Annotated in this window: 5 protein-coding genes; all 5 read right to left on the bottom strand. The window is 37.8% G+C overall.

Features of this window, described 5'->3' with window-relative positions:
* Nucleotides 1-76: 76 nt before the first annotated feature.
* The 5 genes from PL9214_RS14155 to PL9214_RS14135 all read right to left on the bottom strand — a co-directional run bounded on the left by PL9214_RS14155 (nucleotide 77) and on the right by PL9214_RS14135 (nucleotide 12,512).
* On the bottom strand, nucleotides 77-1,720 hold the full coding sequence (locus tag PL9214_RS14155; RefSeq protein ID WP_072719435.1) for an HD family phosphohydrolase: 1,644 nt from the start codon (nucleotides 1,718-1,720) through the stop codon (nucleotides 77-79).
* A 101-nt stretch (nucleotides 1,721-1,821) separates the two neighbouring features.
* Nucleotides 1,822-2,103 carry a 4a-hydroxytetrahydrobiopterin dehydratase gene (locus PL9214_RS14150; protein WP_072719434.1) on the bottom strand — a complete coding sequence of 94 codons (282 nt, stop codon included), beginning with the start codon at nucleotides 2,101-2,103 and terminating at the stop codon, nucleotides 1,822-1,824.
* A 517-nt stretch (nucleotides 2,104-2,620) separates the two neighbouring features.
* Complete coding sequence (locus PL9214_RS14145) at nucleotides 2,621-3,124, bottom strand: phosphoribosyltransferase (RefSeq protein WP_072719433.1); 504 nt, start codon at nucleotides 3,122-3,124, stop codon at nucleotides 2,621-2,623.
* Nucleotides 3,125-3,174: 50 nt separating this feature from the next.
* Nucleotides 3,175-9,501: an AAA family ATPase gene (locus tag PL9214_RS14140; RefSeq protein ID WP_072719432.1), complete on the bottom strand. Its 6,327-nt coding sequence runs from the start codon at nucleotides 9,499-9,501 to the stop codon at nucleotides 3,175-3,177.
* A gap of 194 nt (nucleotides 9,502-9,695) precedes the next feature.
* On the bottom strand, nucleotides 9,696-12,512 hold the full coding sequence (locus tag PL9214_RS14135; RefSeq protein ID WP_072719478.1) for a pentapeptide repeat-containing protein: 2,817 nt from the start codon (nucleotides 12,510-12,512) through the stop codon (nucleotides 9,696-9,698).
* Nucleotides 12,513-12,589 lie beyond the last annotated feature (77 nt).

Raw genomic sequence — 12,589 nt, 5'->3', positions numbered from 1 at the left:
TCCAAGCTTAAATGTTTGCTAAAAATAATTGCTTAGATGACTAATCACTTTTTCCCTGTTCCCTGTTCCCTGCTATTCAAGCTAATTCCATAACCACATCAATTGTATGTCCTAACACTTCATAGACTTTTCGTTGTTTAAAAAGTTCTAAACAATCAGCATTAATTTTATTGTTGGCGGCTTCTTGTTGTAAGATTTTTAAAGCTGTTACAGTAGGTAATCCGCTTTTATAAGGGCGATCGCCGGCTGTTAGGGCATCATAAATATCTGCAATAGTAATAATTTGAGCTTGGATGGGAATTTCGGGGAATTTTAATCCCAAAGGATATCCGGTTCCATCCAGTTTTTCATGATGTCGATAAGCAATGGTGGGAATATTTTTTAAGTCATTTGTCCAGGGAATTTGCTTTAAAAATTCATAAGTATAACTAACATGGGATTCAATCTTTTCTCGTTCTTCTGGGGTTAAATTGCCTCGTTCTACTAATAATTGATGAATTTCTTCTGAAGTTAATAAAGGTTTGATTTGTCCATCTAAATCTCGATACGTCATTTGAGCCAGTTCCCGCAGATGGTTTAAGGGATCTTCGGCTAATACTCTGGGTTCATTTGCTTCTAACAAAACAGCCCAATATTGGCTTAATTTAGCAATTGATTCTGATAATTTTGTATCTAATTCGGGCAGAGATTTACAAAACTGACATTCAGTTTCTGATGATAATTTCTGGGCGGAATGCTGCAACAAATGTTCGTATTTAGTTTGGGTACATTCTAATTCTAAGGTGCGTTGTGCTAAGGCAAATCGATGGCGAATGACATCTAATTGAAGGGAATAAAGTTTTTTCGGTTTGGTTAAAATCGCTTCAGGAACACCCACTTTCCCAAAATCATGTAATAATGCAGCATAGCGAAGTTCTTGGAGTTGACGTTCACTAAAACAAAAAGGTGCTAAGGAACCCGAATTAACCGTATTAACTTCTTGACTTAAACGAACTGCTAATTCTGCCACTCGTTCTGAGTGACCAAAGGTACAGGGATCACGAGCTTCAATCACTTGTACAGACGTGCGAACAAACCCCTCAAACAGATGTTCAATACTTTCTTGTAAATGATTTCGTTCAATGGAAATAGCAGCTTGGGAGGCAAGCGATCGCAAAATTCGCTCTTCCCAAATCGAAAAAGGTTGGGTCATTTCTACCGCATTTTCTGCCGTAATTGCCACATCCGGGTTAATTTTGCGGTTAATGAGTTGTAGAACCCCAATCACTTCTCCTTTGCGGTTTTTCATCGGAACCACTAAAACAGAACAAGTCCGATAACTAATATTTTCATCGAAACTGCGATCAAGTTGATAGGGTTCATGTTCTGGTAAATTATAGGCATCGGGAATATTTAATGAAACGGATTTTAACGCCACATATCCAGCTAAACTTCGAGGAGTTAAAGGAATCGCAAATTCTTTAAAAGACAAATTCGGTAAAGACGCATTTTGTGCCACTTTAAACAGCAATTTGGGGTTGTTATCACTGTGATCAATAAGATAGACACTCCCCGCATCACTCCAAGTAATTTCACGGCTTTTTGTTAATATTAAATTCAGCAGGGTACTTAACTCTTGAGTTCCAGACAGAGCCGTACCAATATCGAGCAGTTTCTCAATGAGTTCCGCTTGCTCATCGAAGTTATGGAACAATTCAGGTTTCTCAAAAATTATTTTCATTCGACACTTTCACTCCACTTCCCTCGAACTATTAATACGGTGAAATTTTGTTCCTCTATCCTAAAATTATTCAGAAAAAAAAAACAGCACTGATGTTATGATTAACCCAGTGCTGAAATTTGTTGAGCTAAAGCAAAATCTTTCTCGGTTAAACCCCCCGCGTCATGAGTTGTTAGACTAATGGTGACTTTATTATAAGAAATCTCTAAATCGGGGTGATGTCCAGCAACTTCTGAAGGTTCGACTAACTTGTTTACAAATTCAATCGCTTCAATAAAATTTTTAAATCGTTTGACTAATTTTAAATAATGTCCCTCTACTGTCCAAGCTGGAACTTGCTGGGAAAGCTGTTGAATTTCGCTATTACTGAGTCGTCCTACCATGGGCTACTTTAAAAATGACAATAAATGTAGGATTAAAATAACTATCCGCTCTCACCCAGACTTTGTGTTAGCACTTGCCTTCACAATAGGGTAAGAGCGGTCTAGCGGGTCTCCTGGATTAGAACCTGACTGCCGGAAGATCATTGAGTGTGAGTCCGGTTATCTAGGTCAGCGAGTGTCCTAAATGAACACAAACTTTTCACTAGATGACAGCCCCGGCGCACAGTCGGCATTTTCCAATCCGGCGACCCATGCGTTTACTACTTTCAATCATGGGCATCACCTCCTTGGCTCCCTAAACGGTTTAATGCGTTCAGTGTTTACGCTTTTTAAGATAACACAGGATTTTTAAATTGTGTGTTCCCCAGATGTTAAGAAAATCAAATATTTTACATCGATAAAATTAAGATTTTACAATCTATCGAGAGGAAGAGGGAACAGCTTAACTGGGAACAGGGAACAGAAGGGAAAAGAAAATAGGGAACAGGGGGTGAGAAAAAGCGATTAGTCATCTTGTTTAACCCGGCTGTTCCAACTCGGCTAAATTCATGTTTTCATAACATTCAAAGGGTTGATGAATCCAAGGGTTATCCGCCAGATAATCCACAAAATAATCGGGAGCCATTACTGAACAACTTTTATACCAGAGAACAGCCGTTTTCATCTCTTGGATTTGAGGATAACGGGATTTCAACCACCGGATAGATTCTTGTAAACTAATCCCAGAATCGACTAAATCATCCACTAATAAAACGTGACTTCCCAAGGTGTCTGTGGTCATAGTTAAGTGTTCAGCAATTTTGATCGCGCCTCGAACTTTTCCCCCTAGCCCATGATAAGATGATGTCGCTAAAATCGCCATCGGTTGTTCAAAAATCCGAGAAAGAATATCCCCGACTCGTAACCCTCCCCTCGCTAAACAGACAATTTGATTAAATTGCCATTGAGACTGATAAATTTTTACGGCTAAGGTTTCAATTTTGTGGTGGTATTCCGTCGCTGAAATATACAGATCGCTCATACTGGGTAATCGTTCAACACACAAAGGATTGTTCAAATCATATCAAAGACTTAGAACATTTTAGATAAACAGCGTTCTAAATAAATTTGAGCAACTTTATCCATAGGGAGGTGATGTAGGCATTCTTGGAATAATCTGGCAGCCTCTGAGTAACGTTCTAAATAATATTGCATTAATCCATATTCAAAGGTGGTTTTTGTCCGAAGTTTTCCAGCTTTTATTTCCGGCAAATCTGAATCAAATACTTCATATACCGTTACCGCATCGGATTTTCCTTTGACTTTGACTCGATCAATAATCCGAATTGCATACTCGTTGGCATTTTCTAAAGCCATAAAAGTGGGATGGGTAATTAATAAAGACACCCCATAATTTTTTGTTAAATTCTCAATGCGAGAAGCGACATTGACCGAATCACTAATAACCGTACTATCCAGTCGATTTTTACCCCCCACAATTCCTAACATTAATCCTCCGGTATTAATACCAATCCCAATTTTAATCGGAGGACGTTCGGGGCGTTGTCGGGTTTCATTATACTCATTCAGTCGGCTAATCATTGAAATCCCAGCCCGAACTGCATCATCAGCAGACCCGCCAAATAATGCCATAATTTCATCCCCAATATATTTATCAATAAAACCATAATTTTCGACGATGGCAGGTTCCATACGGCTTAAAAACGCATTAATAAATTTAAAATTATCTTCAGGAGTCATATCTTCAGAAAGACTGGTAAAATCCCGAATATCAGCAAATAAAATCGACATTTCTTTTTGAACTGCTGCCCCTAACTGAACTTCCACAATACTTTCATAACCTAAAAAAGATAAAAATTCATGGGGAACAAATCGCGCCGCTGCATCCGTCAGTTCAAATTCCGAATCTAACGCTTCATCTAAATGATGATTCAATTCTGAAAGTTTTGCCATAAATTGTAAGCGTTCTTCTTCGGCAGTTTTTCGTTCTGTAATATCAACGACAAACCCTTCATAATAAAGTAATTCATTTTTATCATTAAAGACAGCCCGTGCATTTTCTGAAATCCAAATAATGCTGCCATCTTTGCGGTAGGCTTTAAATTCAAATCCTGAAACTTCCCCTTGTTGATCAATTAATTGTATAAAATCTAATCGGCGTTGAGAATCTACATAAATTTGTTCTTCAACATTCCTCACCGTTGACATTAAATCCCAGGGAGAATCATAACCTAAAATCTTCGCCAAGGCAGGATTTGCACTGATATAATGCCCCTCCCTGGTGGTTTGAAATAAGCCTTCACTGGCATTTTCAAATATACTGCGATATTTTTCTTCAGCTTGCCTTAAAGCCAGTTCTGTTTGCTGACGTTTTGTTATATCTTGGAACGCTAGAATCGCATACATTAAATCCCCCTCTTCATCATAAGTCGGTGTCACCCAATTTTCAAGCAATATCGTTTGTTCTCCCTGATTCACTTCTAAAATAAACGTGGTATCGGGTGTAGGATTATATAAATCACAATAAGGTGTTAATTGATCAAATTGATGCTGTTGACACCAATTGAGATAAGCTTGATAAATATTAGATAAAGCTTCACAAAATAATCCAGGAGTGACTTTAGTTTTGAGCAATTGTTGAGCTTTTTGATTGGTAAAATAGGGTTTACCCGTAGGGTCTAAAACAGCAACGCCAACCGGAATTCCTTCTAAGAATTGCGTCATCTGTTGTTCATTATTGCGAACTTGAGAATAAAGTTTAGCATTGTCAATGGAAATCGCGGCTTGAGAAAACAGAATTTTGAGGACTTCTAATCGTTCTGGAGTAAACACTGCGGTTGCTAAGTTATTTTCAAGGTACAGAATTCCAATCAATTTCCCCCGATTTTGAATGGGAGTCATGAGGATTGATTTGGATTGATGTTCTATTAAATAAGGATCATTACGATACCGAGATTCTTGACGAGCATCTGCTAAAATCATAAACTCTTGGGTTTGAATCACGGTATTCAGAATCAATAAAGGTAAGGCATTACTTTGCTCTACAGAAACAGATTTTAATAAGGATTCAATCTCAATAGACCCTCCGTTAATCGGATTTAAACTGGCTATTGCTTCTATCGCTAATTTTCCCGATTTAGATAAAAGAATACAACATTTTTCGGCTCCTGCGTTTTCAATCACCACTTGAATTAATCGTTTCAAGAGTTGTTCTAAATCGATTTCTTGAGATAAAGCTTGAGAAGCTTTTGTCACCGTTGCTAAATCGAGAGCAGCCGAACCTCCATGACTACTAGAAATAATGGTTTCTGTCGTATTATTACTGATTGTTGTTCCTGTTGTGGGAATAACAAGTTGTGCTAAAATAGAATTTAAAAGTTGAGGATAACGAGATTCTAAATCCTTCACTTTGGCAAAAGCACCCCAATGAGCATAACTATAATAAGCATCAATTAAATAAACCCTGGCAATTTTTTCTTTTCCCCAATCTAAATAAAATTTAGCCGCTAATTCCTCTGCTAAAGCTTCTTCCTGAATAAACTGATAGGTTTTAGCCAGCATAATCGCTTGTTCATAAGCTTCAATGGCTTTAATATAATCTCCTTGAATGTGGTTAAATTCTGCCTCCACCAAATAAAATAGATGGGAAAAGTTCATCGGAGTCCCCTGAGAAAAAGCTTTTAATTTTTCTTGGTTTTGAGTTACTTTTTCTGAAATTTTAACTTGGTCTTCTGACGATAACTCCGGGTAGATTGCTAAATCAATTAAAGATTGATAACAATAAAAAAACGGTTGTAAAACAAAATAGGTGTCTTTGTTTAAATAGCATTCAGCTTGCTGAGACCATTCCTTCGCCTGTTGTAATCTATCTAATCTATAATTCAGAACCATGAAATTTAAACTAAGTTCAAAAGGAATTTCCTGGGAAGAATATCCAATTTCAGTCGTTCCTATTGTCCCGTTTTCAGCATGACCCGTAAAATTTAATGAGGTGTCTCCCTCTAATTTTCCATTTAAAATTTGCAAGCTTTGATGATAGGTTGTAAAAATTAATAGTTCTGACGGAGATTTAAAATTTTGTAACTGATTTAAACACCGACTCAATTCAAGCTCCAATTCAGAGACATCGTTTCCCGTGAAATAAGCGATTTCAAGATAAGCTTGAGCAAGACAATAAGCTTCATCAATTCTCCCGGCTTCTTGAGCTTGTAAATAGCAAGTTTTGAGAGGAGATAAAATCTGCTTTAAGGAAGTTTTCCAAGGTTTAATAAACCGATAAACCAGTTGTTTAACTTTGATAATTATTGCAAAATTTGCTTGTTTTTGCGATAATTCTAAAGCTAATTCTCCCATTTGATTTCCGAACTCAATTTCCCCTTGCGTACAAAGAATAAATCCAAATACAGCATAGACAAAACTTGATAACGTTGTATTTCCTTGTTGATAGGATAAATGAACCAGTTTTAAAACCCAAAATGGGAATTGTTTGGGAATTACCCGATAAGCAGAAGGAAAAGCAGAGGTTAAAATTCTAAATAAATTTACTAAATTAGTATTAGATAATTCGGGTAAATCTAATAATGCTAAGGGTGTTCTTCCCCCTAAATTTTTAATAAAATTATGCTTGAATTCCTGCCAACTTTCTTCACTAAAATTATCACCCCAGGTGAACCCTAATTGTTGACAAACAGCTAACGCAAGATTGACCGCATTGTGATCTTGATTTTGGCTCCTATAAGCTTGAATCATTAATTCATAAATTCTTACTTTATGCCCGAATATTTTAACATTTTCTAAAACAATATTTCCCCACTTGTGTAAATTTTCCCAATCTTGGCTGAGATAAGCAATTTCTGCTGCTTCTGTGTATAATTCTAATGTTAATTGATAGTCTCGTTCCCAACTCTCCGTTACCAATAACCCCAGACCAATCGCTAAATGTCCAATAGCTGTCGGATAGGCGGTGGCAATTTTCGCTTTTTGTCCGGCTATTAAATTAAATAAGGCTAATTGATCTCGTTCTTTTTGATCCTGAATTAAGCCTACTCCTAAATTGAGTTGATTAATGATATTTAATAAAACTTCGGTTGAAATTATATGTAAAATAATCTTAATGGATTGATTAAAATATTGTTTTTTGATTTGATTTAAAAGCGAATTTCCGATTTTTAAATGAGTCGCTTGTCGTTGATGAGTTGGAATTAAAAGATAAGCAGCTTGTTGAACTCGGTCATGAATAAATTGGTATTTATCAATACCGGGCTGTAACAACGGTAAGGTTTCATTTGGATCAAAGTGTGGAGGGGAAAATACTTCAGTTTCTAAGGAATAAAAGGGATAAATATCTCTAGCAATAACAATAAATTGAGCCTGTAAAGCAATTTCTAAAGCTTTTAATGTTTCTAAATAAGTTTTTTCAGTTACGGTAGCTAAATCTACGGCATTAAATTGATTTCCTAAACAAGCCGCAATTTTTAAAATTTCTTGGGTGTCTGGAGGTAATTGTTGTAATTGATGAAGAATTAAATCTAAAATATTAGAGTTAATCGAACGGGTTTTAATTTGAGTTAAATTACATTGCCAACCTCCGAATAAATTTCGATTTTTTAAGGAAGATTGAGGCGGATTAAACCAAATTAGTTCTTCTGTATATAAGGTTTGTAGAAATTGACGAACAAAAAAAGGATTTCCTTGAGTTTTTTGACTGACTAATTCTGCCAAAGGTTTAGCCCGGTCTAAGGAACAAACTAATGTTTCTGCTATTAGTTGATTAATCGCAGAATCTTCTAAAGCATTTAAAGGAATTCGATGTAAGGGAATTCCTGAATTTTCTAAGGTTTCTAAGATTTTAATTAAAGGATGTGTTTCCCCGATCTCGTCATCCCGATACGCTAAAATTAGCACTAAGGTTGGAGGTGTAGAATAAATATTTTGTTCAGGACTCATCAAAACCTGAATTAATCGTAAGGATTCAACATCTGCCCATTGTAAATCATCTAAAAAAATGACTAAGGGATGATGAGGTTTGGCAAAAGTTTGAATTAGCTTTTGAATTAAACGATTAAATTGATTCAGGTCAAGATTAACCTCTGATTCAGTCAGGGAAGACTGTTGATTTAATAAAACTTTCAGTTCAGGAATAACAGCCATTAAAACCGGGGCTTGATCTCCGAGTCCATTTAAAAGTTTCTTTTTCCAAGCTTCTACCTGTTCCAAAGGTTCAGTTAATACTTGTTGAATTAATTGTTTAATCCCTTGTACCCATCCCCAAAAAGGCGTATTCGTTTTAAATTGATCAAATTTGCCTGTGATAAAATAACTGTCTAAGGTGACACAATGAGTTATAGGCAAAACTCCTGTTCCACAATATGCAACGGTTTGATAGAATTCTTGAACCAGGGAAGACTTGCCAATTCCTGATTGACCTGTAATTACAATAATTTCTGATTGAGCCGTGTTCACAATCGAATTTAAACGCTCAATTTCTGGCTCTCGTCCATAAAATTTATTGGGAATAATAAATCGATCATTTAAGTCAATCGTCGCCAAAGGAAACGGAGGAATATCCCCCAGTTTTTCCCATTGTTCTAAACAATTTTCTAAATCATAGCGCAGTCCTAATGGAGTTTGATAACGCTCCTCTGGATTTTTAGCCATCAATTTTAAAATAATATTATTGAGCATTATCGGTAAGGTCGGTTTAATTTCGCTTAAAGGCTGAGGAAGCAGGGCTAAATGAGCATGAATTAATTCTAGGGGATCAGAAGATGGAAACGGAAGTTTTCGAGTTAATAATTGATAAAGTGTTACGCCTAAAGAATACAAATCTGTGCGATAATCAATACCCCGATGGGTTCGTCCGGTTTGTTCGGGAGACATATAAGCTAAAGTTCCTTCTAATCCTTGAGAATTAACAACTTCTTGATGGGAATGATTCAGTTGAATAGAAATACTAAAATCAATCAGTTGAACTTTCAAAGTTTCCGGGTGAATTAAAATATTTTGCAGTTTAACATCTTTATGAATCACCCGATGTTGATACAATTGTTCTAAAATTTGAGTAATTTCAATGGCAATTTTTAATAATTCACTTAAGGTTAGTTCTCGCTGTACTAAATAATCGGCTAGTGAAATATAGCCTTGATCAGCCATAATCAAGGCAAACCCATTACAATAGGGTTCCAAATCCAGAATCGGAACAATACCGGATATATTAAGAGCTTTGGCAATGCGATATTGATTTCTAAATTCAATCAAAGAGGGTACGGTTGGATATTCACTGCGTAATAGTTTAATCACAACCGGGTAACCATCAGACAAACGAATCCCACGATAAACCAGTGTTCTCGAACCATTATAGATCGGGTTAAGAATCTGATAGCCAGGTAAAGTGATCATAGCGGGGTTCTTGTTTATCGAAACCGGGAAAGGGTGTCATCTGGAAATAGGACGTGTGGTGATTAACACCTCACTCCTTCACATCAGAAAGGCAAGTTACGAAGCGGTTTGTTGAGTACGCGGTGGCGGGTGGAGGTAGCGGGTGTCAGAACATACAACGGTCAACTCTCAGCGCTCAACATCCTCAACTCTTTTCATGATAATTGATTCAGTGAGGGTCGTCCGATAGCCCCTGCAAATATCCAACCATCGGGTAATATTGCCCCTGTTAGGATTACTTCTGTGCCGTTGGCCTCATTAACAACAGCACCCTGAAGAGTAGCATAGGAAAGATCAGCCTGTGTTAAATTTGTCCCACTCAAATTAGCATCCTTCAAATTAGCACGAACCAATTGCGCCTGACTCAAATCAGCATGACTGAGATCTGCACGACTCAAATCACAAGAATTCAATCGAGTCTGTTGTAAATTAGTGCCAACACATTTGACTCGCTGTAGATTAGCACCTGTCATGTTAGCTTGGCTTAAATTCGCCACTACTAATTTAGCGTAATTTAAGTTAGCATGGGTGAGGTTGGTTTGTTGAAGATTCGCTCCAATTAAATTAGCATGACTTAAATTCACCCCCGTTAAATCGAGAGCGGATAGATTTGCGCCTTGAAAATTGCGATCGCCATTCTTATATCTTCGCAGCAGTTCTCCGCCATCGGTGATGCTAATATCCCGTTGGGGGGGAAACCGTAAACGAAACGTTAAAGTATTTCCGCTTTCAATGACTCGTGCTAATTCTTCATAAAAAGGATAGGAACCTAAACCGCTTAACCTCAGCCAACCCCGTGAACGAGTCATCGCCACAAATAATTGATTACGGAAATTAAGATTATTTTCAGCAACCGCAATTTGATCTAAACCCACCAAATAAACCATATCAGCTTCATGTCCTTTCGCTCGATGAATACGAGAAATAGTTACCCCGCCTTCACACCAAAATTGATTCGCATGGGCATTATTAGAAGTCGGTTTGAGAATATTACAGTCCGGTGTTCCAGGGATAAAAATATCAATTCCTTGCTGCATTAAAAAGTTAGCAATCTTGGTTTCAAGTTCTATCGCTTCCCATCCCATTCCTAAAACAATGACTAAAATTTCTCGACTGGGACGCAAGCCATCAATTTTTAAGTTATATAGAATGCGATCGCTTAAGGCGGTTAATTCTTCGGAACGAGAACGATAAGCTTCAAATTCAATTAAAGGTTTTTTCCATAACGCTGATACAGGATTAGGTGAATTGTGTTCAGGACGATAAAGGGTAATCGTTTCGCCCAATTTTAAAGGAGAATTGTGGGGATCATTTTCTGGTTCTTTCAAATTTGTTAATATGACTTTATACCCCATCGTTTCCCAATCTTCTGCCCACTTCATTCCGGTTAATAATCCTTGCGGACGCAATAACCCCAAACCAATCCCATGAGCCGCCGTTAAAATCGGGGCTGGAATCCGATAACATCGAGACATAATCTCTGTTTTTTTAATTCCGTTGCCATATTCTCCCGTAACTAATTGTCCCCACTCATCTCCAAATAATTCACTCGCCGTCGGCACTTTTAAACTTTCTAAACTTTGAACTTCATCATAAGCCCAAATCAAGCGTTTTTGAGGAATTTCAGAATTATTGTCTTCTTCCCGATGAACAGGACGTAAGGCTTGATACGCCATCCAATAAAAGGGCTGTTTTCCCTCAAATTTTAGATCTTCCTCAACAATAAAATCCTGACCTTCATCAATTAAAATAGCATCAAAAATAGCGGGAATCGTTGCCGATGCTAATAAATGATAACAAGCTTCTGCTAAGGCTTCATTCGCGTTTGAACGAGTTGTTTGTTGAACACTTTGGCTCCAAACTCCCGCAGCTTGACAAATGGTGCGATAAAAACCGGGTTGATCCTTTGCCCCCCAAGCATGAAGAACTTTTAATTTAGAATTCTGGGGATCATACCTGATTTGATTGCAACTAAATCGCCTTAACCATTGATCAATTTGTTGTAAAATTGGATCATATAAACTCCGACTAAAAAATACAAACGCAATATCCCATTCAGGATTTTTCAGGTGCATTTGTGCTGCTTTTTGACACAGTAACACCGTTTTTCCTGAACCCGCAATTCCCCGAATTCGTTGTGGCCCTGGGGGGATCACTTTGGCAATTTGTTCCTGTTGTAAATCCAGTTCAGAAATACGTTGTCTAGCAATAGCTAAGACCGCACTGCGGGTTAAAGCGGTTTCTAAATCATCCGTTTGGCTGAAAAAAAAGCGACGAGTCGGTGGACGAAATAACGGTGTTCCACTAATGACCGCCTTTAACAGTCCCCATTGTTCCTCAGAAAGTTCACTTCCCCGCGTGACTAACGGTGCATTCTCAATTTTTTCAATTAAACTGGAATCTTGACCGTTGACAGGTGACGGTTCCGAGAAAAAGGGTGTGTTTGCTGTGATCGAAGATTCGACCCCCTTAAACCCCAGATCCTCTTGAAATAGAATAGGAGGAGAACTCGGCAACCGATCAAATCCCCGGTATTGCCATTGAGAGTGAAGAATGCGAGGTAAGGCGACGAGGACACGACCCGGAACCTTCTGATGCAGAATCTCTTCTAAATTGCAATAGTCCAGTAGGGCAAAGAGTTGATGTTCTGCCTGTTGATAGGGGTTCGCCTGGGTCGTATAAAATTCTTGGAGTTCCCAACGATGACCTGTAATTCCCAGAATTTGCTCAATCGTTATTGATTTCACCTCAATAATAATTAATCCCAATTCTGCATCTACGATTAAAATATCCGGTTCTTTCCGAAAGGTTCCCAATTTTGAGAAAATCGGATAACGCCAATAGGCAATACAATCTCGTGGCTCAAAGCTTTGACAAATCGCCATCCAGACTTGAGATTCGGCTTTTTCTCCTGCCATAAACAGGGGTTCAGTAGTAATAAATTTACGATCTGGGGACAAAGATTCTCCCATTATTTTTAGGGTGTTGGGAACAGAGGAAAGGAGGAGACAAGGAGTAGGGTGCATCAGCGCGACTCGCCCACACCAAC

The organism is Planktothrix tepida PCC 9214, from assembly GCF_900009145.1.
GTDB classification, from domain to species: domain Bacteria; phylum Cyanobacteriota; class Cyanobacteriia; order Cyanobacteriales; family Microcoleaceae; genus Planktothrix; species Planktothrix tepida.
This window is presented reverse-complemented; position numbering and strand designations above follow the sequence as displayed.